This window comes from Flavobacterium sp. AC267 (assembly GCF_979258715.1).
Window position 1 is genome coordinate 1,784,404 of the sequence record NZ_OZ409875.1, and the last position, 23,525, is coordinate 1,807,928.

Annotated in this window: 18 protein-coding genes and 8 pseudogenes; 17 read left to right on the top strand and 9 right to left on the bottom strand. The window is 32.8% G+C overall.

Annotated elements, in window-relative coordinates; all coding sequences use genetic code 11:
• Window positions 1-125: 125 nt before the first annotated feature.
• The 8 genes and pseudogenes from cyoE to ACZZ95_RS09200 all read left to right on the top strand — a co-directional run bounded on the left by cyoE (window position 126) and on the right by ACZZ95_RS09200 (window position 5,272).
• Window positions 126-1,029 (top strand): annotated as a pseudogene (gene cyoE, locus ACZZ95_RS09165) (heme o synthase).
• Window positions 1,030-1,031: 2 nt separating this feature from the next.
• Window positions 1,032-1,619, top strand: a complete 588-nt coding sequence (locus ACZZ95_RS09170) for a cytochrome c oxidase subunit 3 (RefSeq protein ID WP_463468803.1) — start codon at window positions 1,032-1,034, stop codon at window positions 1,617-1,619.
• Between the two features lie 42 nt (window positions 1,620-1,661).
• Window positions 1,662-2,649, top strand: a pseudogene (locus tag ACZZ95_RS09175) (cytochrome c oxidase subunit 3).
• Between the two features lie 19 nt (window positions 2,650-2,668).
• Window positions 2,669-3,019 (top strand): cytochrome C oxidase subunit IV family protein, encoded by a 351-nt coding sequence (locus ACZZ95_RS09180; protein WP_463468804.1) that lies wholly within the window; start codon window positions 2,669-2,671, stop codon window positions 3,017-3,019.
• Between the two features lie 78 nt (window positions 3,020-3,097).
• The gene (locus ACZZ95_RS09185; RefSeq protein ID WP_463468805.1) at window positions 3,098-3,721 is read left to right on the top strand and encodes a hypothetical protein; all 624 of its coding nucleotides are present in this window, start codon (window positions 3,098-3,100) and stop codon (window positions 3,719-3,721) included.
• Between the two features lie 31 nt (window positions 3,722-3,752).
• Window positions 3,753-4,438 (top strand): annotated as a pseudogene (locus ACZZ95_RS09190) (SCO family protein).
• A 2-nt stretch (window positions 4,439-4,440) separates the two neighbouring features.
• A complete protein-coding gene (locus tag ACZZ95_RS09195) occupies window positions 4,441-5,025 on the top strand; it encodes a DUF420 domain-containing protein (RefSeq protein ID WP_463468806.1) in 585 nt (194 codons plus the stop codon).
• On the top strand, window positions 5,015-5,272 hold the full coding sequence (locus ACZZ95_RS09200) for a hypothetical protein (protein ID WP_463468807.1): 258 nt from the start codon (window positions 5,015-5,017) through the stop codon (window positions 5,270-5,272). Before ACZZ95_RS09195 ends, ACZZ95_RS09200 begins: the two co-directional genes overlap by 11 nt.
• Window positions 5,273-5,289: 17 nt before the next feature.
• On the opposite strand, the pseudogene ACZZ95_RS09205 reads toward ACZZ95_RS09200, so the two are convergent.
• Window positions 5,290-6,697: pseudogene (locus tag ACZZ95_RS09205) on the bottom strand (DUF4403 family protein).
• Between the two features lie 176 nt (window positions 6,698-6,873).
• Here ACZZ95_RS09205 and ACZZ95_RS09210 point away from each other — a divergent pair.
• The 7 genes and pseudogenes from ACZZ95_RS09210 to tsaB all read left to right on the top strand — a co-directional run bounded on the left by ACZZ95_RS09210 (window position 6,874) and on the right by tsaB (window position 14,969).
• Window positions 6,874-7,576 (top strand): annotated as a pseudogene (locus tag ACZZ95_RS09210) (ABC transporter ATP-binding protein).
• Window positions 7,569-8,813 carry an ABC transporter permease gene (locus ACZZ95_RS09215; protein WP_463468808.1) on the top strand — a complete coding sequence of 415 codons (1,245 nt, stop codon included), beginning with the start codon at window positions 7,569-7,571 and terminating at the stop codon, window positions 8,811-8,813. Before ACZZ95_RS09210 ends, ACZZ95_RS09215 begins: the two are co-directional and overlap by 8 nt.
• A gap of 2 nt (window positions 8,814-8,815) precedes the next feature.
• Window positions 8,816-10,083: pseudogene (locus ACZZ95_RS09220) on the top strand (ABC transporter permease).
• A 37-nt stretch (window positions 10,084-10,120) separates the two neighbouring features.
• Window positions 10,121-11,237: pseudogene (locus tag ACZZ95_RS09225) on the top strand (efflux RND transporter periplasmic adaptor subunit).
• Between the two features lie 85 nt (window positions 11,238-11,322).
• Window positions 11,323-12,705: a TolC family protein gene (locus ACZZ95_RS09230; protein WP_463468809.1), complete on the top strand. Its 1,383-nt coding sequence runs from the start codon at window positions 11,323-11,325 to the stop codon at window positions 12,703-12,705.
• Between the two features lie 6 nt (window positions 12,706-12,711).
• A complete protein-coding gene (locus tag ACZZ95_RS09235) occupies window positions 12,712-14,004 on the top strand; it encodes an efflux RND transporter periplasmic adaptor subunit (protein WP_463468810.1) in 1,293 nt (430 codons plus the stop codon).
• 290 nt (window positions 14,005-14,294) lie between these two features.
• A complete protein-coding gene (gene tsaB, locus ACZZ95_RS09240) occupies window positions 14,295-14,969 on the top strand; it encodes a tRNA (adenosine(37)-N6)-threonylcarbamoyltransferase complex dimerization subunit type 1 TsaB (RefSeq protein ID WP_463468811.1) in 675 nt (224 codons plus the stop codon).
• Between the two features lie 3 nt (window positions 14,970-14,972).
• Here tsaB and ACZZ95_RS09245 read toward each other — a convergent pair whose 3' ends face one another.
• Window positions 14,973-15,788: a mechanosensitive ion channel family protein gene (locus ACZZ95_RS09245; protein WP_463468812.1), complete on the bottom strand. Its 816-nt coding sequence runs from the start codon at window positions 15,786-15,788 to the stop codon at window positions 14,973-14,975.
• 91 nt (window positions 15,789-15,879) lie between these two features.
• Window positions 15,880-16,779 (bottom strand): NifU family protein, encoded by a 900-nt coding sequence (locus ACZZ95_RS09250; RefSeq protein WP_463468813.1) that lies wholly within the window; start codon window positions 16,777-16,779, stop codon window positions 15,880-15,882.
• Window positions 16,780-16,922: 143 nt separating this feature from the next.
• Between ACZZ95_RS09250 and ACZZ95_RS09255 the strand changes: the two genes are divergently transcribed.
• Together ACZZ95_RS09255 and ACZZ95_RS09260 are read left to right on the top strand one after the other, a co-directional pair.
• Window positions 16,923-17,912: a PorP/SprF family type IX secretion system membrane protein gene (locus ACZZ95_RS09255; RefSeq protein ID WP_463468814.1), complete on the top strand. Its 990-nt coding sequence runs from the start codon at window positions 16,923-16,925 to the stop codon at window positions 17,910-17,912.
• A gap of 12 nt (window positions 17,913-17,924) precedes the next feature.
• Window positions 17,925-18,444, top strand: a pseudogene (locus ACZZ95_RS09260) (gamma carbonic anhydrase family protein).
• 91 nt (window positions 18,445-18,535) lie between these two features.
• Here the strand turns inward: ACZZ95_RS09260 and ACZZ95_RS09265 are convergent.
• The 6 genes from ACZZ95_RS09265 to ACZZ95_RS09290 form a co-directional block, all read right to left on the bottom strand.
• On the bottom strand, window positions 18,536-19,252 hold the full coding sequence (locus ACZZ95_RS09265) for a LytR/AlgR family response regulator transcription factor (protein ID WP_463468815.1): 717 nt from the start codon (window positions 19,250-19,252) through the stop codon (window positions 18,536-18,538).
• A 103-nt stretch (window positions 19,253-19,355) separates the two neighbouring features.
• A complete protein-coding gene (locus ACZZ95_RS09270) occupies window positions 19,356-20,066 on the bottom strand; it encodes a dioxygenase family protein (protein WP_463468816.1) in 711 nt (236 codons plus the stop codon).
• A 12-nt stretch (window positions 20,067-20,078) separates the two neighbouring features.
• A complete protein-coding gene (locus ACZZ95_RS09275; protein WP_463468817.1) occupies window positions 20,079-21,191 on the bottom strand; it encodes a sensor histidine kinase in 1,113 nt (370 codons plus the stop codon).
• Complete coding sequence (locus ACZZ95_RS09280) at window positions 21,192-21,521, bottom strand: DUF4907 domain-containing protein (protein WP_463468818.1); 330 nt, start codon at window positions 21,519-21,521, stop codon at window positions 21,192-21,194.
• Entirely contained in the window at window positions 21,511-22,425 is a 915-nt protein-coding gene (locus ACZZ95_RS09285; RefSeq protein WP_463468819.1) for a Kelch repeat-containing protein, read from the bottom strand. Before ACZZ95_RS09285 ends, ACZZ95_RS09280 begins: the two co-directional genes overlap by 11 nt.
• Before the next feature lie 215 nt (window positions 22,426-22,640).
• Window positions 22,641-23,327 (bottom strand): DUF6268 family outer membrane beta-barrel protein, encoded by a 687-nt coding sequence (locus ACZZ95_RS09290; protein ID WP_463468820.1) that lies wholly within the window; start codon window positions 23,325-23,327, stop codon window positions 22,641-22,643.
• Between the last annotated feature and the right edge of the window lie 198 nt (window positions 23,328-23,525).

Sequence of the window (23,525 nt, forward strand, 5' to 3'; positions counted from 1 at the left end):
AAAGTATAGCGAGTTCTTAATTTGTACAGGTTTTATTGAAAAAAATCTATTTTTATAGGTCTAAATTCTACAATCTAATTTGTACATTTGCACCACTCAAAAAAAATACACAAACAACAACGGTATTGAACGCCGCAAAAAATACATTATCAATCAAATCAATATTTCTAGACTTTAAAGAGATTACTAAAGCCGGATTGGCTATTAGTGTTTTGTTTTCTTCTATTGCAGGATATTTATTAGGAGTTGATACTGAACATCCTTTTAAATGGAGTGTTTTGGCTGTTTTGGCAGTTGGAGGTTATTGCATGGTTGGAGCTTCAAACGCTTTTAACCAAGTAATAGAAAAAGATATCGACTCACTGATGGATCGAACTAAAAATCGTCCGGTTCCTTCAGGCCGTATGTCTCCAAGAATGGCTTTGTTCGTAGCAAGTCTGCTTACAATTATTGGTATCGCACTTTTGTATACTATAAATGCTAAGTCGGCAATGTTTGCGGCTATTTCTATATTTTTGTATACAAGCGTTTACACGCCACTAAAAACCGTTACTTCATTGTCTGTTTTTGTTGGAGCATTTCCTGGTGCAATTCCATTTATGCTTGGCTGGGTGGCGGCGACAGGAGATTTTGGTATCGAAGCAGGAACTTTGTTTTTAATTCAGTTTTTCTGGCAGTTTCCGCATTTTTGGTCAATCGGATGGTTTTTATATGAAGATTATGAAAAAGCAGGTATATTTATGCTTCCGACAGGCAAAAAAGATAAAGGAACTGCATTGCAGATTATTTTATATACAATTTGGCTTATAATAGCATCGTTATTACCAGTTTTAGGTTTTACGGGACAATTGTTTATTTCTCCAATTGCGACAATTTTAGTGTTTCTTTTAGGGATTTGGATGCTTTTTTACGCAGTTCGTTTATATAAATTAAGAACAGCAAAAGCGAGCAAGAACATTAATGCTGGTAAGTGTTTCGTATATTTCGCTTTTACAAATTGTATTTATAGTAGATAAATTTTTAAGATAGTTATGGAAATGACAATGACAATAAATGAAGAACAGGCAAGAAAATCAAAATCAGCAAAACTGATTCTGCTTTTTGCAATGGTTAGTATGACCATGATGTTTGCGGGGTTAACAAGTGCATTTGTAGTAAGTAAATCTAGAGCAGACTGGTTGAAGAATTTCGAACTTCCTTCTGCGTTTTACTGGAGTACAGCTGTTATTATTGGATGCAGTGTTACTTTTTATCTGGCAAAAAAAGCCATTAAAAAAGATAATAGAAGCGCAGTAACAGGACTGCTTTTGGGAACTTTAGCATTAGGTATTTTATTTGTAGTGTTACAATTTCAAGGATTTGGTCAAATCGTTGAACAAGGATATTATTTTACAGGAGAAGGTAGTTCAATTACTACAACTTTCTTATATGTAGTAACGGTTACACACTTGCCGCACCTTGCTGGTGGGTTAATTTCACTTTTAATTATAATTTATAATCATTTTAAACAAAAATACAATTCGACTCAAACTCTTGGTATAGAACTAGGTGCGATGTATTGGCATTTTTTAGATTTATTATGGGTATATTTATTTTTATTTTTATTTTTCTTTAAATAAGAAAAAAACGTAAATTTGGGAACTTTTTAACGAATATCTTTTATGGGAGCGACAGTTACTACTGCAAACAACGACGAAAAAACTTGGGGAGGCGGTCATGAGATCCAGCCACTAGGATCAAGTTATGGTAAAATGATGATGTGGTTTTTTATCGTATCAGATGCCTTAACATTCTCTGGATTTCTAGGAGCTTACGGTTTTTCTAGATTTAAATTTATTGAAACTTGGCCTTTGGCTGATGAAGTGTTTACTCACTTTCCATTTATGCATGGTGTTGCGTACTCCAATGTATTATGTAGCTTTAATGACCTTTATTTTGATCTTTTCATCTGTAACAATGGTTTTGGCTGTTGATGCAGGTCACCAATTGAAAAAGACTAAAGTTGCAATCTATATGTTCTTAACAATTATTGGAGGTATTATTTTCGTTGGTTCTCAAGCTTGGGAATGGAAAAACTTCATTAAAGGTGAGTACGGTGCAGTTGAAACTGTAGGAGGAAGCTTATTGCAATTTGTTGATAAAGATGGTAAAAGAGTAGCTCTAGCTGATTTTGCTGTGAAATTACCAGAACAAAGAGAAGCTTTAACAAGAAGTCATTCAACTTGGTTTGTAGAAGATGCTCAATCTCTTCCAACTTACACGGTTGCTGAAGTTCAAGCAGGATTTAAAGCACATCCAGAAATCTTAATTAGAACAGAAAAACTTACGGAGAAAAAGAAAAAAACAGTTTTATCAAGAGAAGAATCTGAAGCTCATTTAGCAACTGCTAAATATGTAGTAGAAGGTGCTAGTTTGATTAGAAACGAATACGGTAATAAATTATTTGCTGATTTCTTCTTCTTCATTACAGGTTTCCACGGATTCCACGTATTGTCTGGAGTTATCATCAATATCATTATTTTCTTTAATGTATTATTAGGTACTTATGAGAAGAGAAGAAGCTACGAAATGGTAGAAAAAGTTGGTTTATACTGGCACTTCGTAGATTTAGTTTGGGTATTTGTATTTACAGTTTTCTACCTAGTTTAATTTTTAGAATTTAATTATTATGTCACACGAGCACGTATCAAATACAAAAAGAATCTGGTTTGTTTTTGGATTACTTTCATTAGTAACTACAGTAGAAGTTATTTTAGGTATCTACAAACCTGCATCATTAGAATTTACTCATTTTATCGGTTTGAATTTGTTAAATTGGATTTTCTATATCCTTACAATTTTCAAAGCATATTATATTGTATGGGCATTTATGCACATGGAAGGTGAAAAAAGCTACCTTAGATGGTCTGTTGTATCATCAGTTGTCTTCCTTGTTTTATATTTATTGTTTATTCTATTGACAGAAGGACATTATATTTATGGGGTTTTTAAAGATTCTACTATTAAATGGAATTTTTAACATGATATTAATTCGAAAAGAGTCCCGATAACATCGGGATTTTTTTATTTTTGTACCTCAATAATTTCCATTAATACAATGAAAAAAAATATAGTTCTCTTTGTACTTTTTGTTCTGCCAATTGTAGCGTATTTATTTTTTGCTTCTGGTGTAAATAGTTTTACAACTCTTCCTGTACTCACACCAAAAGTTGCTGATTTTGGAAATTGGAAATCCCTAAACGGAAAAAAAGTTTCTCTAGATAAAAAGATTACTGTACTTGGCTTTTCAGGTTCGAATATTTTAGAAAACAGAGGGAATTATTTTAATTTAAATGAAAAGATCTACAAACGTTATAATGGTTTCGAAGATCTTCAGTTCGTTGTTCTTTGTCCGCTTGGTACAGAAAAAGAAGCTCAGAAAATTGTAGATGCTTTATCTCCTTTTACAGATGTTAAAAATTGGAATTTTGTATTTGCTTCAAATGAAGAAATCCAAAAATTTTATGATCAGCTTCATTTAAAAGAAAAACTAAATCAAAACCTTGGCACTTCGAATGTTTATATTATCGATAAAGATCGCAGTTTAAGAGGAAGAAAAGATAACAAGGAGTATAAGGAAGGATATAATACTTTTCATCCATCAGAATTGAGTAATGAAATGCTTGATGATTTCAAAATCATTTTATACGAATACCGCGCAAACTTTAAAGAAGAATCATAACGCTACAAAGCAACTTTAAAAATTATTTATAATGTTCAAGAATAAATCATATATAGGAATCTCCTTTATCATTTTGATTTTTGGAATTTATGCCATTCCTAAAATTGTTGATCGAGTTAAAAATGGTGAAATTGTAAAAGGAAACCGTTTGGATAATGTTGATGCAAAATCTTCGAAGGAAGCAAAGCTTTTGACAATTGGACCTGCTCCAAAATTTGAATTGACAAATCAGGATAATGTGAAGATTTCAAACGAGACGTATAAAGGAAAAGTGTATGTTTTAGAATTCTTTTTACAACTTGCCCGTCTATTTGTCCAAAGATGAATATGAGTATGCTGGAGATTGAGAAGACTTTTTTTGGAAATCCAAATTTTGGAATTGTTTCTATAACAATTGATCCAAAACACGATACGCCTCAGGTTTTAAAAGATCACGCGAAGTCGCTTGGTGTAAAATCTTCCAACTGGAATTTCCTGACTGGGGATAAAAGTGTAATTATGGATTTGTCAAACAAAGGTTTTAATCTTTACGCGGGTGAAAATGACAAAGTAAGCGGTGGATTTGAGCATTCTGGTTTATTTGCTTTAATCGATAAGGATGGTAATATTCGCCGCAGAAAAGATGAATACGGGAATCCAACTATTTATTACGATGGTTTAGACAAAAAAGGAGTTCGTGATATTCAACAAGATATTAAAATTTTATTAGAAGAATAAAAATGGAAGATCATTCATTAGAGAAAAAATACAATAAACTTATTGTTGCAGTTTCAATTATAATCCCGGTTGTTGTAGCGATTTTGTTTGGTGTAAAACTTAAAGATTTTGGTTTCGATGTAGAGCCATTGTCCTTTTTACCGCCTATTTACGCAACAACTAATGGTATCACTGCAATTGTATTGGTTTGGGCAGTTTTGGCTATAAAAAATGGAGAACAAAAATTGCACGAACGATTAATGACTTTTGCTATTGCTTTATCACTTGCTTTTTTGGTGATGTATGTAGCATATCACATGACAGCAGATTCTACTAAATTTGGAGATTCAAACCATGATGGTGTTCTTGATGCGGTCGAAAGTGCTAAAATCGGTTCTTTACGATTGGTGTATTTTATTATTTTGATAACACATATTTTACTTTCAATAGCAATTATCCCGCTTGTTTTGATTACTTATGTAAGAGCGCTTTCACAGCGATTTGACAGACATAGAAAAATTGCTAAAATAACATTTCCAATTTGGCTGTATGTTGCCGTAACTGGAGTAGTAGTATTTTTAATGATTTCTCCATATTATGCTAATTAACAATAAAAATCGAAAGTCGAATTCCAAGTTCCAAAGTTTAATTTTTGGGATTTGTTTTTTCTTTATTGGAATTTCAGTAAATGCTCAATGCGCGATGTGCCAGTACGCTTTATCTGGCGATTCTAATATTAAAAAAGCCGAAGCGGTAAATGACGGAATTGTTTATTTAATGGTTATTCCGTATTTGCTGGTCGTGATTATAGGATATTTGATTTATAGAATGTATAAAAAGAAAAAAGCAGTGTAATTTTACACTGCTTTTTTTTATTTCAATCCGTTCACCGAAACATTGACAGTTCCGTTTATTTTGATAAAAGCGATAATAGCTTGATTGGTGAGCTGAATTTTATCGAACTGTATATCTTCCATTTTGCCGTTTACAAATACACCAGGCATCGGAGAATAGTTTTTTAGATAGTCTGCCATTGTTTTTTTACCTTCTTCCAAATTAGGCTGAATAGAATATCTACAGCTTTGTTCCATTTTTCTTAAAACGTAGCCTTGCGCCAGCCAATTTGCAGTCCTCATTAACTTACTTTTGGTGTCTAATACATAATCTAATTTTTCAAAATAAATTTCCTTCGTCTGCGGATTGTATTGTGGAAATCCATTTAAATAAAGCGTTCCGTTTATAGATCCTAATACATCTAGGGCAATGACCATTTTGCCGTTTTTATGCCAGATAGAAACATTTTTAACGGTTACTTTTTTACCTCCTTCTCCAAATTCCTGTCCGGCAAAATTCTTGGTCATAATCTTAGAAGCATCTACATAGCTTGAAATCGCAAGCAATATTTGCAGAAATCTGATTCGGAATTTTTGCTACAGGCTTTAATACAATTTTGCTGGCGTTGTATTTTGATTCAGGCTGTTTGCCAACAATCGTCTCCATATTGCATTTCATGCCCATGTCAAGTAAAAAATTATCATTTTTAAGTTTGGCATTTGTAGAATAAATTTCGATAGGAACAATTCGGAGCCAGCTTTCATAAGTATCGCTCATCTGAAATGGAGTGCAGATTTTTTCTACAGCCTGAAGAACATTAGGCTTAAAATCCATTGATTTTTCAATTGCTTCGTCTATTTTCTTTTCTAATTTATCTTTAAAAATAGAAATAGCTGGGTTTATCAAATAGGTAATAGGCATGTTTTTACCAAAAACGGTCATCGTCGGACTTTCATTCCAATCAAGAGATTTGAATTCTGTTTTTGTTGTCAATTTCCAATTGGTCAATGCAGTTTCGCTTGATAATGTTATAATTCCATTTAAGTTGAATTCTCTGACATCGTATAATTCTACGCCTAGTTTTTTAGTGCCAATACGATATTTGATAGTCGCTTTAAGTGGTAAAATAGTTTTTATCCTTTTATCACGATTCGAAGGGTCATTTTGAATTTTAATTGGAGCTTGTTTCCAGATTTTCATTTCTATATCATCATCTTCGATAGTATTGTCCTCATAAATTAATCCGTTCAGGATGCCATTTGTTTGGTTTTCAATCTCACTAAGTTTGATAGTAATGGGTAAATTGATAAAAGACGGACTGCTGTCATATACTAACGGACTGGCATCGTCTGGTTCTGGTTTTAATGTCTCTAATTTTTGAGCGGAAGAACAGCCTGCTAATACGACAAGTGCTGTAAACATTGAAAGAATTGAAGAAAGCTTCATTAATATGAATTTTTATTATGGAGTAAAATTACGAAAACAATCATATTTTATTAAAAAAGTGTAACAATTACTAAAGATTGTAGTCTTATACAGAAAAGGTAACGGAATTATTAACTTTTTATTATCATAATTTACTTAATAAAAATGTTATTATTGTCTCAAAATTTAACAATACCATGATCGAAATTAAAGATTTACACAAGTCCTATAAAATGGGAAGTTCAGAATTACACGTGTTAAAAGGTATTAATTTTAATATCGAAGAAGGTGAATTAGTTGCGATCATGGGATCATCTGGTTCTGGCAAATCTACGCCGCTTAATATTTTAGGAATTTTAGATGAGGCCGATTCTGGAAGTTATATTTTAGATAAAACTCCAATAAAAAAATTAAACGAAACGATTGCTTCAAAATATCGTAATAAATTCTTAGGATTTGTTTTTCAGTCTTTTAATTTGATTAATTATAAATCTGCGCTTGACAATGTTGCAATGCCATTGTATTATCAGGGAGTTAAAAGAAAAAGAACGTTATGAGATTGCAATGAAATATCTTGAAAAAGTAGGTTTAGGATCTCACTCTCATCACTTACCCAATGAACTTTCTGGAGGTCAGAAACAGCGTGTAGCTATTGCAAGAGCATTAGCGTCAAATCCGAAAGTTTTGCTGGCAGATGAACCTACAGGAGCTCTGGATACTAAAACTTCCTATGAAGTTATGGAACTGATTCAGGGAATTAATGATGAAGGAAAGACAATTTTAATTGTGACACACGAACCTGATATTGCCGCAATGTGCAAAAGAAATGTAGTCCTAAAAGATGGATTAATTATCGATGATAAAAAAGTAGAACAAGTTAGAGCTTCGTCTTATGTTTAATATTGAACGCTGGCAGGAAATATTTGAAGCCATTTCAAAAAACCGATTAAGAACATTCTTAACGGGGATTTCTGTGGCTTCCGGGATTTTTATTTTGGTGATTCTGCTGGGTGCAGGAAAAGGTCTTCAAAATGGAATTGAAAAACAATTCGAACGTGACGTCACGGGAATTATAGAAGTTTGGTCTGGTACAACAACTAAAGAATATAAAGGACTCAATCCTGGCAGACAGGTTCAATTTCGCAATAGCGATTATAATCAATCTGTTCAGAAATTTGAAGATAAATTAGATTTAAGAGCTTCAACATATAATTTTTGGGGAGCACAATTTTCTTATGGAAAAGAGGCTGGAAATTATCAATATAGAGGAGTTGATCCTGATTATGGAGGAATAGAAAATCTGGTTATAGTTCAAGGGCGATATGTAAATACTAAAGATTTACAAAACAATGAAAAAGTCGCTGTTATTGGAATGAAAGTAAAAACAGATTTATTTAAAGATAAAGAGGCACTTGGACAAGAAATATTAATCAATAATATTAATTTTAAAGTAGTCGGAATTTTTACAGATCCAGGAGGAGAACGTGAAGAAGCGAGAGCTTATCTGCCATTAACTACCGTACAAAGAACTTTTGGAGGCGGGGATAAAATTAGTAATTTGTTTTTTACTTTAAAAAAGACAAACAATTATGATGAAGCTTTAGCACAATCTGAAAAATTTACCCAAGATTTAAAAGACTTACTGAAAAGTAAAAACATGGTGGCACCAGAAGACGACAGCGGTGTTGGAGTTTATAATTCTGTTAAAGATGCCAAACAGTTTTACGACTTAAATTTATATATCAGATTGTTTTTTTGGTGGGTTGGTATTTGTACTATAATCGCCGGAGTTGTTGGGGTTAGTAATATTATGTTGATTATTGTAAAAGAACGAACAAAAGAAATTGGAATTAGAAAAGCATTGGGAGCATCTCCATTTTCTATTATTACAATGATACTTCATGAATCGATTTTTATTACAACAATTGCTGGGTTTGTTGGACTTTTAGGGAGTTTGTTACTGCTTGAATTTGTAGGTCCGATGGTTCAGAGTGAATATTTTAGAAATCCGGAAGTTGATTTTAATGTGGCATTAACAACACTATTTTTATTGGTGTTTGCTGGTGCTGTTGCAGGTTTTTTTCCAGCATATAGAGCGCCTAAAATTAAACCTATTGTAGCACTTAGAGACGAATAGTTATGTTTAAAAAAGATAATTGGGACGAGATTTTACAGGCCTTAACGGCCAACCCTTTCAGAACTATTCTGACGGCTTTTGGTGTTTTTTGGGGAATATTTATTTTGGTGATTTTACTTGTCGCAGGTAATGGACTTGAAAATGGTATTAAAAAAGGGTTTGACGGTATTGCAACAAACACTATGTTTATGTGGAGCCAGACAACTTCTAAAGCTTATAAAGGTTTACCAAAAACACGCAGATACGATTTTAGAAACAGCGATGTTGCGTACCTTAAAAGCAGGCATTGCCAGATTTATTATATGTTTCTCCAAGAAATCAATTAGGTGATTTTAACGGAACAAATAATGTGGTTAGAGGAACAAAAACTTCATCATTTACCATATATGGAGATTATCCAGAGTTGATTAAACAGCGACCAATGGATATTATTAAAGGTCGTTTTGTAAATCAGCAGGATATTCTGGAGAGAAGAAAAGTAGCCGTAATTGGTAAAGGTGTTATTAGTGAACTTTATGGAAAAGAAGAAGAAGCTATAGGTACTTATGTCAAAATTAATGGTGTAAATTTTATGGTTGTCGGGGTTTATAAATCCAAACAACAAGGTGGAAATGCAGAGCAGGAACAGAAAAATATTTTTATTCCTTTCACGACTTTTCAGCAGTCTTTTAATTATGGTGATAAAGTGGGATGGATGGCACTTACAGCAAAAGATGAAACTTCTATTACAGAATTAAAACCTAAAATTTTAGAGATTATTAAATCACTGCATTCTATAAATCCAACAGATGATAGAGCGGTGGGAAATTTCGATTTGTACGAACAATTCAATAAAGTGCAAAGCTTATTTAATATCCTAAAAGTGATTGCCTATTTTGTGGGAACATTGGTTTTGATTTCTGGAGTAATCGGAATTTCAAATATAATGCTGATTGTAGTAAAAGAACGTACAAAAGAAATTGGAATAAGAAGAGCTTTGGGCGCAACGCCGGGAGCTATTCGATCACAGATACTATCAGAATCTATATTTTTAACCATTATTTCTGGAATGCTGGGTATTGCCGTCGCAACCGGAATTATAGCAATTTTAAATTTTGTATTAGATTCGATGCCTGCGGGTGAGAATACGATGTTTGCCAATCCGAGTGTGGATTTAGGTGTTGTATTCGTTGCTTTATTAATATTAGTTGGATCAGGTTTGCTGGCAGGTTTTATTCCAGCGCAGACTGCAATCAATGTTAAGCCTGTAGATGCTTTAAGAACAGAATAAATTATCAATCAAAATAAATCGATTAAACCAAAAACAAATGAAAAAAGGAGTAACTATAACCATTTTAATATTTATTGCGATCGTTTTTTTTGGCGCACTTTACTATTTGTATGCCAAAAACCAAGAGTCGCCAATTGTGTTTAAAACGGAAAAACCAGAAATTAAAACGATTGTAAAAAATACAATTGCAACTGGTAATATTCAGCCAGACGAAGAGGTTTTAATCAAACCGAATATCTCGGGGATTATCGAACAAGTATATATCAAAGCTGGTGAAAAAATCAAAGCTGGTGATATGATTGCGAAAATTCGAGTTGTTGCAAACGTTTCTAACGTGAGCAGTACACAGAATCAAGTTCAGACAGCCAAAATTGCTTTGGACAACCAGGAAAGACTTTATAGAAGACAAAAGACATTATTTGAGAAAGATGTAATTTCTGCAAATGATTTTGATGCGACTCAAGTGGCATATAATCAGGCAAAACAAACGTATCTGGTCTGCAAAACAAAGTTTAGATATTGTTAAAACAGGAACAACATCTTCTTTAGGAAGTTATGCCAATACTTTAATTCGTTCTACGGTTAACGGAATGGTTTTAGACGTTCCTGTAAAAGTTGGAAACCAAGTTATTGAAAGTAATAATTTTAATGAAGGAACAACAATTGCGAGCGTTGCAGACGTTGGAAGAATGATTTTTATTGGAAAAATTGATGAATCTGAAGTGGGAAAAATCAAAGAAAAAATGCCTATTGAAATTACAATTGGTGCAATTGAAAATAAAAAGTTCGATGCTGTTCTAAATTACATTGCACCAAAAGGTGTTACAGAAAATGGAGCAATTCAGTTTGAAATTAAAGCGCAGATGGTTAATAGAGATGATACTTTTATTAGAGCCGGTTTGAGTGCAAATGCTTCCATTATTTTAGAAAAAGCAGATAAAATTTTGGCAATAAAAGAATCATTAGTTCAATTTGACAAAAAAACACAAAAACCTTATGTTGAAATCGAAACTGCTCCACAGAAATTTCAAAGAAGAGATTTGGTTCTGGGTGTAAGTGACGGAATCTACGTTCAAGTTAAAAGCGGTGTAAAGAGTACAGATAAGATTAAAATCTGGAATCAGGGCTTGATCAATGAAGGAGAGAAAAAATAATTTAATTTGAAGGTTTAAGGATCTTTTGGTTTTAAAAAATGTTAAATTTGCGTAGTTCGTTGTACTTCGCTTTCATTTAAAATATATGAAAATAAATAAAATTAATAGTCTGGTTTTTGCAATGTTATTCGGTTTTGGATTAGCTGGACACGCGCAATCAAAACAATGGACACTGGAAGAATGTGTGAGATATGCATTGGAAAATAATATTACGATAAAATTAACCGAATTAGACGTCGAAAATGCGGTTATTGATAAAAGAGGCGCATTAGGAAGTTACCTTCCGTCTGTAAATGGAAATGCTTCACACTCTTGGAATATTGGTTTGAATCAGGATCTTACAACTGGTATTTTACGTAATCAAACCACTCAATATTCTTCAGTTGGCTTAAATGCGGGAGTTGATATATACAAAGGACTTCAAAATCAAAATACATACAGAAGAGCAAAGTTATCTATTATTGCATCAAAATATCAACTGCTGAAGATGCAGGAAGATATTTCTTTAAACGTGGCTAGTGCTTTCTTACAGATTTTATCTAATAAAGAAGATCTAAAAGTTAAAAAAGAACAATTGTTAATTGACGAAAAACGATATGCTCGTTCTGAAGAAATGGTTAACGCTGGAACAATTCCTCGCGGTGATTTATTCGATCTAAAAGCAACTGTCGCTACAGACAAACAAAATATTGCTGTTTCTGAAAATAATTTATTGATTTCTAAATTAAGTCTGGCACAGCTTTTACAGTTAAAAGAATTTGCCGATTTTGATGTTATTGATAATACAACTCTAAACGACGAGAATAATATTCTTGGGCAGACTCCAGTTGAAATTTATGCTAAGGCAAAAGACATAAGAACAGACGTAAAGCTTGCACAAACAAATCTTGAAATTGCTGAAAAAAATGTAGCTATTGCAAAAGGAGCTTATCAGCCTACACTTAGTGGTTTTTATGGTTTTAATACCAGAGCTAGTTACAGTGATCAAGTTAGATTTGATGTAAACGATCAGCCTTATACAGTAGGTCCAGATCCGATATTCCAACAGTTTAGTGATAATAAGGGACATAATTTTGGATTACAGTTAAATGTTCCAATTTTTAATGGCTGGTCAGTTAAGAACAATGTAGAAAGAAGCAAAGTAAATTTAGAAAAATCTAAAATAGATTTAGAGCAAAAAAGTTTAGATTTGCAACGTGACGTTTACACCGCATTTACTGATGCAAGAGCGGCTTTAAATACTTACGAAGCGTCTACTGTAACTCTAGAAGCTAGACAGCAGGCATACAATTATGCAAAAGAAAAATACGATGTAGGTTTGATGAATTCATTTGATTTTACACAAGCTCAAACATTGTTGACCAATGCGCAGTCTGATGTTATCAGAACAAAATATGATTACATGTTCAAAATTAAGATAATTGAATTTTATTTCGGAATTCCAATAGTTCCAATTATTACAAAATAATTTATTATGTCAAAAAAAACAATTTATTTCTTAGTAGGTGGTGCAGTAGTACTTATTGCAGTTTTAATCGGTCTTTCGAAGTCGGGAGTAATAGGAAATAAGGATGAAGGAAAAGAAGTAGAAACAGCAAAAGTAATTGCATCAACAATTGTTGAAACAGTTTCGGCTACAGGTAAAATTCAACCAGAAATAGAAGTAAAGATTTCTCCAGAGGTATCTGGAGAGATTATTCTGTTAAATGTAAAAGAAGGTCAGGTTGTAAAAAAAGGAGAATTGCTGGTTAAAATTAATCCAGATTTATATACTTCAAGCTACAACCGTTCGGTATCTAATTTATCAGGATCTAAAGCAGGTTTAACACAATCTGAGGCAAGTTTTAAAGAAGCTAAAGCCAATTACGATCGTAATAAAACCTTATACGATAAAGGAGTAATTTCAAGATCAGACTGGGATAAAGCCATTGCTTCATTTGAAGTAGCAAAAGCAACCAAACAAAACTCTTATTACAGTGTTCAAAGTGCTTCGGCTTCGGTAAGTGAGGCAAGAGACAATTTAGGGCGTACCACTATTTATTCTCCAGCAGACGGAACAATTTCTGTTTTAAATGTAGAATTAGGAGAAAGAGTTTTAGGAACGCAGCAAATGGCTGGAACAGAACTTTTACGTGTAGCAAACCTTAATAATATGGAGGTTGAAGTTGATGTAAATGAAAACGACATCGTAAAAATTAAAATTGGTGACGAAGCAAATGTTGAAGTTGATGCTTATTTAAAAAAGAAATTTAAAGGAACTGTAACGAGTATCTCTAATTCTGCCAGCACAACTTTAACTTCAGATCAGGTTACTAATTTTAAAGTTAAAGTTCGTATTTTAAAAGAGTCTTATCAGGATTTATTAGAAGGAAAACCAAGTACGTATTCTCCTTTTAGACCTGGAATGACAGCTACTGTTGATATTATTACAACAACAAAAACAAACGTTTTGGCAGTGCCGATTAGTTCTGTGGTTGTAAAATCAGATACTACAGCAGTAAAAGATTTTAAAGTTGAAGATCCAAATGAAGATAAAAAAGCCACTCCGAAAAGTGATAAGAAATTCGAATGTGTGTTTGTAAAAGAGGGAGATAAAGCTAAAATTAGAGTAATTAAAACAGGAATTCAAGACGATACGAATATTGAAGTAATGTCTGGTTTAAAACCTGGAGATGTTGTAATTACAGGCCCTTACACAACGGTTTCTAAAGATCTTAATTCAGGAGATAAGGTAAAACTTAAAAAAGCAGAAACGCCTAAGAAATAATTTTTTATGATGGTTTCTTTATGTGGCGACTGTCGCCAGGTTTTTTTCCGGCCTTTACGATTGGGTTAGCCGCAGTAGCCGGATTTCTTTTTTACACTCATTATAGAATTTCTAAAACTGATTATTATAAAGAAGAGTTTGTGTATTTTTCACTTGGAAAAAGGATAATACTTTATTTGAGTTTTTTAATGGTTAATTTATGTACTATACCATTATTGCTTTTAATTTGTGTTCTTATTTTTTCTTGACCTGCTTTATTTGTAAAACATTAATAATTAAAATTAAATATTTTGTCTTTTATCCTCAATATCGAAACGGCCACTAAAAATTGTTCTGTATCTGTTGCAAAAGATGGGAAAACCATTGTTTGCAGTGAGCTTGCAGACGAAGGCTATTCGCATGCAGAAAAGCTTCATGTTTTTATTGAAGAAGTAATAGCAAAAGCAGGTATTTCTGTTCAGGATTTAAATGCAATTGCAGTCAGCCAGGGACCGGGATCATATACAGGTTTAAGAATTGGCGTTTCTGCGGCAAAAGGATTGTGTTATGCTTTAAATATCCCACTAATCGCTGTTGATACGCTTCAGGCATTAGCTTCTCAGGCAGAAGTTACAGATGGAAAAATTATCCCAATGTTAGATGCGCGTCGTATGGAAGTTTACAGTGCCGTTTTTAATACAGATTTGACAGCTGAAAGAGCTATAAAAGCGGAAATAATAGACGAAAATTCATTTCAAGAATATACAGACAAGCTTTACTTTGTCGGCGATTGCGCTGACAAATGTAAAGCTGTTTTAACTAAAGAAAATTTTGTGTTTTTAGAAGATATCAAATATCCTTCGGCACAAGCTATGAGTAAAATCAGTTTTGATAAATATCAAAAAAGCGACACTGTAGATGTCGCTTATTTTGAACCTTATTATTTAAAAGATTTTATGATTACTGCTCCTTCAAAAAAGCAATAACTATTATTTTTGAATTGTAAAAGGCTGGACAGAAATTCCAGCTTTATCCAATGCAACTTTGCAATTTTCTAAAGTATCTGAAACTACAGAGCCAAAGTCTGCCTTTGTCGCCCACGGGCGAACTGCAAAATCAACAGAACTCGCAGATAGGTTTTTTACAAAAACTTCTGGTGCAGGATTTTTAAGAACCTTTGGATTTGATAGTAAAACCTCTAAAAGTATATCTTTTGCCTTTTTGATATCCGAGTCATAAGAAACTGAAAATGTCAAGTCGGCTTTTCTTTCGGCCTGCATCGAATAATTAATAATCGTTCCGTTTGATAATGCTCCATTTGGAACAAAAACGGTCTGATTAGTTCCCGTAATCATTTTTGTTACAAAAATCTGAATTTCTTCAACAGTAGCAATCACGCCTTGTGCTTCTATTGTATCGCCAACTTTAAAAGGTTTAAAAACAATTATCAGCATTCCTCCGGCAAAATTCGAAAGTGAACCCTGTAAAGACAAACCAACAGCAAGTCCCATTGCTCCTAAAATAGCAACAAATGAAGAAGTTTCAATTCCGAGTTTTGAAATGAATGTAACAAATAACAAAATTCTAAGTGCCCATAATAAAATATCTGCTAGAAATTTGGTTAAAGTTGGGTCAAGATTTCTCTTCACCATTAATCGTCTAATTAATCTATTTATTAGTCGGATAGCGTATAAACCAACAAATAAAATTAGAAATGCAGAGATTAATTTTGGAGAATAATCAACTAAGATGTTGATAAATCTCGCGATGTAATTACTAACTTGGTCTGAAGTAACGTCGTTCATGATTTTAAAATAAAAAAAACCTTCTCAAAAGAGAAGGTATGTTTGTTTGTGATGCAAATATAATTGAAATTCTTATAGAAGAAAATAGTCATTAAGCATTTACAGCTTCAACCTTTATAGCCTCATCGTTCAACATGCTTTTAAGCATATTTTCGATACCGCTTTTTAAAGTAAACGTAGATGACGGACAACCGCCGCAAGCACCTTGTAAAAGTACTTTAACCGTTTTGTCTTCTTCATTATAAGATTCAAAAGCAATATTTCCTCCATCTGTCGCTACAGCTGGTTTCACATATTCTTCTAAGATGTTGATAATCTGCTGAGAAGTAACATCTAATTTGTCAAATGCTTCGTCTTTTGTTACTTCAATTTTTGTTGTAGTTTGAATTAGCGTTTCGTCTAAAACAGTTCCGCCGTTTTCTATAAATTGTTTGATGAATGTTCTTAGTTCTAATGTAATTTCAGACCAGTCATTGATTTCGTATTTTGTAACAGAAATGTAATTCTCGTCAATAAAGATTTCTTTTACATAAGGAAACTTAAACAATTCCTGCGCTAATGGAGAAGAAACAGTCTGATCGATATTTTTATATTCAACTGCATTGCGAGTCAGCATTCTGCTTACTACGAATTTTAATGCAGAAGGATTAGGAGTCGTTTCTCCGTAAACTGTTATCGGTTGTTTTTTTGCTTTATTTTCATCAATTTTAATGATCACCCCGCCTTTTTCAACAAAGGCACTGATTTGTTCAGCTACCGCGTCTTTAACGTCGTCCCAATCAACAATGCTGTATCTTTCGATAGCAATAAAATTTCCTGATATATAAACAGTTTTAACAAACGGTAAATAGAATAACTGCTGTGCTAAAGGAGATGAATCTGCCTCATCGATATTTTTGAACTCAAAGTTTTGATTCTGAGTAATGAAATCTTCAAATTCAAACTTTAATATAGTAGGATTTTGAGTTTCTTTTATGGTGATTTTTGTCATGGTATTATATTTTTTGCAAATTTACTAAAGTTATTTTCTACTATTAGCTATATTTGATTTTTTAATAAAATAATTAAGACTCTTTTCAAATAAATCGTACTAAATTGCAGGAGTGAAAATTATATAGATACAAAATTGCCTTTATGAAATTAAAAATCAAGGTTTTATTAATTATTCTTATTACTTCATTCTATTCTTATTCTCAGGAAGGAATACCTGTGTATTCTGATTATTTGTCTGACAATTACTACTTAATTCACCCATCAATGGCTGGTGCGACCAACTGTGCCAAGATCAGATTAACGGCCAGAAAACAATGGTTTGGTCAGGAAGATGCGCCATCTTTACAGACACTAAGTTTTAATGGAAGAGTAGGAGAACGTTCGGGTGCGGGGATCATTGTTTTTAACGACAAAAACGGATATCATTCACAGAAAGGTGTAAAACTAACTTACGCGCATCATATTATGTTTTCTAGAGATGAAATTGATTTAAATCAGTTGTCATTTGGAATCAGCGATGGATTAATACAAAGTCAATTGGACGAAACGAAATTTGGAGGAACTTTTGATCCTATTGTTTTTGGGTCTATCCAAAAAGATTCTTATTTCAATGTTGATGTTGGAGCATCTTATAATTTTCTGGATTTTTATGCACATGCAACGGTTCAGGGTTTATTAGAGACTAGAAGAGAGTTATATACAGATTATGAAAGTGATAATCTGAGAAAGTTTTTATTAAGTGTGGGATATGTTTTTGGAAAAAATGAAAATATCACGTGGGAACCTTCTATTCTTTTTCAGTTTTTCGATCAAACCAAAGAAAAAACACTCGATTTAAATTTAAAAGCCTATAAGAGTATGGATTTCGGAAGTCTTTGGGCGACTCTTTCTTATAGAAGAGGTTTTGATGGAGCCCAATATCTTTCTGGAAGTGGTGTTTCTTCTCAAAAATTACAATTTTTCACGCCAATTGTTGGTGTTAATTTTAAGAACTTTATGTTTGCCTACACTTATTCTCAAGTAATGGGAGATGTAAAATTTGATACCGGCGGTTACCATCAAATTACTTTAGGAATTAATTTATTCTGTAAAAAAGCACGTTACGATTGTAACTGTCCTGCGATTAACTAAATTTTATTTTTTATGCTGATTAAATCTGTAAACGGAAAATCACCTTTGATTCCAGAGGATTGTTATGTTGCCGAAAATGCCACAATTGTAGGAGATGTCACTTTTGGTGATTCTTGCGGCTGTTTGGTTTAATGCTGTTATTAGAGGAGATGTTCATTTTATTAAAATTGGCAATAAGGTAAACATTCAGGATGGAGCTGTTATTCACTGCACGTATCAAAAACATCCCACTATAATTGGAAACAATGTTTCAATAGGTCATAACGCTATTGTACACGGCTGTACTATTCATGACAACGTTTTGATAGGAATGGGCGCTATAGTTATGGATAACTGCGTTGTAGAAAGCAATGCGATTATTGCCGCCGGAGCGGTGGTAACTCAAAACACTGTGGTAACTTCTGGAAGTATTTATGCTGGAGTTCCTGCCAAAAAAGTAAAAGATATTGATCAGTCGAATTTTGCAGGTGAAATTGAGCGCATCTCAAATAATTACGTAATGTATTCAAGCTGGTTTAAAAATGAAGATTGATTATAAAAAATTCCAATAATAAAAATTCCAAATTCCAAGAGATATGCCTTTTTGGAATTTGGAATTTTTCTTTTTTTGGAATTTGAAAATATCACAGGTTGATTTTTTCAAAGAAAGTACTTTTATAGCTTTCGCTGATAGGAATTCGTTTATCGCTTATTAAAACTTTGTTCTTCTGAATAGATTTCACATGTTTAATATTAATGATATACGATCTGTGAATTCTTGCAAACCCTTTATTCGAAAGCAGATTTTCTAATTTAATCAAACTTATTAAAGTCAAAATAAATTTATTATCTGTGGTGTAAATCTTGACGTAATCTTTTAGTCCTTCAATAAAAAGAATATCAGCAAAATTCAATTTTACATTTTCATATTCTGCACGAACAAACATAAAATCCTGTTCAATTTCTGGAGCATTTGTATTTTCAGAAAGTGCCTGATTTGCCATTGCGGGCTGTAAAACCCGCTGCGCTCGCACAACTGCTTTTAAAAACCGATGAAAAGGAATTGGTTTTACTAAATAATCTACCGCACCAAGATTAAATCCTTCTACAGCATAATCAGAATAGGCAGTTGTAAAAATAACCAAAGGCTTTTTTTCGATTGTATTTAAAAAGTCAATTCCAGAAAAATGAGGCATTTGAATATCCAGAAAAACTAAATCAACATTATTCTGATTGATAAATGAAACGGCATCAATTGCATTGTTGAAAGAACTAATCAATTCAAGCGAGTCTATTTTTTTAACAAAATCCTGCAGTAATTCTACCGCTAAAGGCTCATCGTCAATAATTACACATTTCATTTTTTCCGAATTAAGGTTACATTTGTTTTGGCAGTCAAAAGTAATTTGAAACCAGTAAATTAAGTTCTAAAGTTTTCATAAAATACGGGTTAAGAAATCACAATTATGCGTTAACTGTAATAGTTTTAGTTAGAGTATAACCATCTGTTATATTGCCAGTTATAGTTGCGAGCTCGTCAGATAAACTGTCTGAAAAAACATTATCTCTTGTATTGGCAGTATCGGCTTGTCCGTGGGCGGCATAATTTGTGCTGGAATATACTGTACTAGAAATGGTTTCTGGAAAAGCAATTTGAGTTACTAATAATGAACTTCCAGAACTCGATAAAACTTCAACATGCACATGCGGTGCTCTTCCTTGATACCAGCCTGGATAAATCGAAATAAAAGAAACATCTCCATTGGTGTCAGAAGTTTGTCTTCCTCTTAAAAAATGAACCGAAGTATAATCTGTCTGTCGCATTTGTGTGCCGCCATATTCAGAATAATTTCCGTCTTTGTCGCAATGCCAGATATCAACTAAAACTCCCGAAAGAGGAGCACAGTCATTATTTTTGTTTTCAATCTTTAAATTAATCAGCAAGGCAATTCCAATTCGGTCAGATTTAATGTTTTCTAAAACCAGCTGACTTGGAGTTTTGATTGGAAAAGGACCTTTTGTTTCTGAAGGAGAAACAGTACAGCTCGCATCTCCAGAGTTGCCTGAGTCGGTTTCGTCATGATCGTTTTTTGAACATGATTCTAATAATGTTGAAGCTGTTGCTAACGAAGCAATGCCTAAAATACCATTTCGGATGAATTTTTTTCTGTCCATAATCAGTTTTGTTTAATGTATTGCGGTTTTAATTTCATCTAATTTTAAATTCAAATGAACTCGGTAATAGGCATTATCCTGAGTAATGGTTAGTTCGTGTGCGCTAGGGTATAATAAATCGAGACGACTTTGAATGTTTACCAATCCAATTCCCGAATTATCCGGGTCTTTCACATAATTTTCGATAGTATTCTCTATCCAAAAATCAAGATTATTATCTGTGATTAAGATTTTAATTTTTACGTGAGTCGCACCTTTATAATCTGTTCCATATTTAAAGGCATTTTCGACAAATGAAATCAATAATAAAGGCTCGATAAATTTGTTTCTTGTATCGCCATGCACGTTAATTACAATGTCTTCAATGTTGTTTAATCTCAGTTTTTGCAGTTCAATATAATTCTGAATATAGTTTACCTCTTTTTCTAAAGCCACCGTTTTATTGTCTGTCTCGTAGAGCATATAGCGCATAAGTTCAGACAAGGTCACGATGGCATCAGGGACCAAATCAGATTTTTTGTGTGCCAAAGAATAAATACTATTTAATGAATTAAATAAGAAATGCGGATTGGTTTGTTTGCGCAGGTATATTAATTCTGTATTCGTTCTATGTGTTTCGGCAATCAGCTTATTCTGCTGATTGTTATAAAATTCAGTTAGTGTTCTAATAATTGCGCTGATTGTAATAATCAAAATATAGAAAAATGACGGGCCAATTTTAAAAAAAAGCGGTTGTCTCATCTCAATTCTAGGCGCCATTCTGTCTCTCGGAAAAAAATGCGGATCGTGCCGCATCATTTGCGGAGGCATTACATTTTCGGGTCTTAAATGTCTAAATTCAGGAATAAAATAGTTTATTCTGATAATCATAAACGCCGCAATAAGACCAAAGGCCACAATAAAATAGAGCCAGTATTTTTTTTGTAAAAGATAGATCGGAACCAGATAAAAATAGTTCAAATAAAACAATACAATCCCTGTTGCCCATTGCACATAAAAGTCATTGTTGATTTTAAATGGACTTTCGTAAAACTGAATTAACGAAGTCAAAATAAAGAAAACCCATATCGCACAATGAAATAAGATTCTGTTATAGCTGTTATTTTTAATGGTATCTATCTGCATTTACAATTTTATTTTTAATAAAATTAAATCTTTTTTGGTTACCGTTGGAGATAAGTTTTCTAGGAGTTTCTCTTTAACAAGATTGGCTGTTTTTATCGCATCGTCTTGTGTTGCAAAACTTTTGTTTTCACTTATCACCGGAATGATGGATTGCTTGATTACTATTTTTTCTTTGTATGAAATTGTGTATCCCCATCCAGAATTTGTTTTAAAAACATCAGATGTTAAAACTTCTTTTTTTGTGCACGAAGCAAAAAGCGACAACAATACAAAAAACATCAAATTCTTCTGGAAAGCGTTCCAGAAGAATTTTTTAATATTAATTATCATCGTCATTTTGTTCTTCTAATGGTCTAAACTCCCACGCATCATCAAAATATGTAGTGCCAATTCTTCCTAACATATAAAAACCACGATTATTAATTGCAAAACCTACAGCATCGGTTCTGGTAGCGCCTTCCATTGGAGTTCTTTCAATCCATAAATCAGTTGTTGGGTTGTATTCCCAAATTGTTTTTATATTTTCTCCTCCTACAACATATCCTAATCCATTCATAGAAAAACTTGATGCATTAGAACGTACGATTGCATACTCATCATTATAGGTGTAATCATCGTCGGTATCTTTATCAATATCTCTTTTTCTAGTCCAAATATCAGTTGATGGATCAAACTCCCAAAAATCTTCTTGATAAACTCCGTTATTTACACCAGTTGCCAGATACGCTTTATCAGCAATTACAAAAACTGTTGCATTACGTCTTTTGTTTCCGCTAAAACCATTTACGAGTGTCCATGTATTAGCTTGGTCATCATATTGATAAAAGTCTTTCAAATAATTTCCATCATAACCAGTGCCAAAATAAGCTTTACCACCAGCTTGAAAACCAACTGCCGCATAACGACCCGTTCCTGCAAAATCAGTTTTTTGAGTCCAGCTGTTCGCAGTAGGATCATATTGATAAAAATCTTTCAGTTTGTTTGTTCCGTCGTAACCAAGGCCAACATATCCTTTATCATTTAATGCAAAACTAGAGGCAGAACTTCTTCCTACGCCGGCAAAATCTGCTTTTTGTTCCCAATAATCACCAGTTGAGTTATAAGCCCATAAATCTTTTAAGTAAACATCTCCTGTATAACCTCCGGCAACATAAGCATAATCTCCAATAACGAAACTTGTCGCACTAGATCTTGCAGGACCATCAAAGGCCGATTTTTTAATCCAGTTTCCCATTAAATCGTCATCGTCATCGTCATTACTGCGAACTTATAAAAAAGAGGCTCGAAAAAAGAGCGGTGAATAAAATTCCTTTTTTTAGATTAATCATAGTGTATTTAATTATTTATTGTTTGTATTTGATCCCTAATCCTAAAATGTAACCGTTCCCCGAATTATAGTCGTAAACTTTATGGTTACTATTGTCTAATAAGTTGTATTTTTTATTAAAATCATAACCCGCTTTGAAATTTAAAAACCAATTGCCAGCGGCTGTTTCTCTCATACTCAAGGGCAGTTGTCATTTGCGATAAAACTGCTTTTTCAGCACTGTTGTTTTTGTCAGACGTCTCATCCAAATGATAGAAATTTCCATTGAAACTATTGGTCAGACTGAATTTATTTCGGTCATTATTTGAATATGAAATTTTTGAATATGGAAATCCAATTTTTAGATTGGTTTTCTCATTCATTTTATAATCAAAAGCAACAATCGGTGTAAATTTTGGTGCGCCAAAAATTGATGTTCGCCCCGCTCCAAGTATTACATTTAATTTTGAACTGATTTGCTGTTTTATCTCCAGATTTCCTAAAATAGTAAGAGCTGAAAAATCTAAATTTTCTTGAAAATTTGCTGTTGGAATAACCGAAAAGCCCCATTTTGTTTTTTCTGATATTTCGCCCGAATATTCAAATGTGTTTTGAATTTGGTTGAATTTATCCTGATCTGCATAAAAATTATAAGGATTAAATTCATAGTTCACTTTCAAATTCGAATAGGATAATGTGTTCGTTATTTTATTTTTTGTTCCTAATTGTTTCTGATAAAAAAGGGCAAGATTCGTTGTGTTAAAATTTATTTTTTCTGTCGGTTCAGTTTTGATATTGAAATAAGCACCAAAACTTTCCTGCGCTTTCATGCTTAAAAACGAAATCAAAAAAAGAGAACAAATTAAAAACCGTACTTTCATTATTTATTTTATTGGCTCAAAATTAGGTGGATGACTGTCTTAAAAAAAAAGAAGATATATATATGACGTGTTTTGATAGACAAAATCGTGTTTTTTAAGGTCGAATTAAATTTTACCAGACGAATTCGTACTATAGATCATTTTGTA

Bases quoted from the DNA above. Each gene is read 5' to 3' on its own strand.
- ACZZ95_RS09170 (WP_463468803.1), top strand. From the start codon at position 1,032: ATGGAAATGACAATGACAATAAATGAAGAACAGGCAAGAAAATCAAAA.
- ACZZ95_RS09180 (WP_463468804.1), top strand. From the start codon at position 2,669: ATGTCACACGAGCACGTATCAAATACAAAAAGAATCTGGTTTGTTTTT.
- ACZZ95_RS09185 (WP_463468805.1), top strand. From the start codon at position 3,098: ATGAAAAAAAATATAGTTCTCTTTGTACTTTTTGTTCTGCCAATTGTA.
- ACZZ95_RS09195 (WP_463468806.1), top strand. From the start codon at position 4,441: ATGGAAGATCATTCATTAGAGAAAAAATACAATAAACTTATTGTTGCA.
- ACZZ95_RS09200 (WP_463468807.1), top strand. From the start codon at position 5,015: ATGCTAATTAACAATAAAAATCGAAAGTCGAATTCCAAGTTCCAAAGT.
- ACZZ95_RS09215 (WP_463468808.1), top strand. From the start codon at position 7,569: ATGTTTAATATTGAACGCTGGCAGGAAATATTTGAAGCCATTTCAAAA.
- ACZZ95_RS09230 (WP_463468809.1), top strand. From the start codon at position 11,323: ATGAAAATAAATAAAATTAATAGTCTGGTTTTTGCAATGTTATTCGGT.
- ACZZ95_RS09235 (WP_463468810.1), top strand. From the start codon at position 12,712: ATGTCAAAAAAAACAATTTATTTCTTAGTAGGTGGTGCAGTAGTACTT.
- ACZZ95_RS09245 (WP_463468812.1), bottom strand. From the start codon at position 15,788: ATGAACGACGTTACTTCAGACCAAGTTAGTAATTACATCGCGAGATTT.
- ACZZ95_RS09250 (WP_463468813.1), bottom strand. From the start codon at position 16,779: ATGACAAAAATCACCATAAAAGAAACTCAAAATCCTACTATATTAAAG.
- ACZZ95_RS09255 (WP_463468814.1), top strand. From the start codon at position 16,923: ATGAAATTAAAAATCAAGGTTTTATTAATTATTCTTATTACTTCATTC.
- ACZZ95_RS09265 (WP_463468815.1), bottom strand. From the start codon at position 19,252: ATGAAATGTGTAATTATTGACGATGAGCCTTTAGCGGTAGAATTACTG.
- ACZZ95_RS09270 (WP_463468816.1), bottom strand. From the start codon at position 20,066: ATGGACAGAAAAAAATTCATCCGAAATGGTATTTTAGGCATTGCTTCG.
- ACZZ95_RS09275 (WP_463468817.1), bottom strand. From the start codon at position 21,191: ATGCAGATAGATACCATTAAAAATAACAGCTATAACAGAATCTTATTT.
- ACZZ95_RS09280 (WP_463468818.1), bottom strand. From the start codon at position 21,521: ATGATAATTAATATTAAAAAATTCTTCTGGAACGCTTTCCAGAAGAAT.
- ACZZ95_RS09285 (WP_463468819.1), bottom strand. From the start codon at position 22,425: ATGGGAAACTGGATTAAAAAATCGGCCTTTGATGGTCCTGCAAGATCT.
- ACZZ95_RS09290 (WP_463468820.1), bottom strand. From the start codon at position 23,327: ATGAAAGCGCAGGAAAGTTTTGGTGCTTATTTCAATATCAAAACTGAA.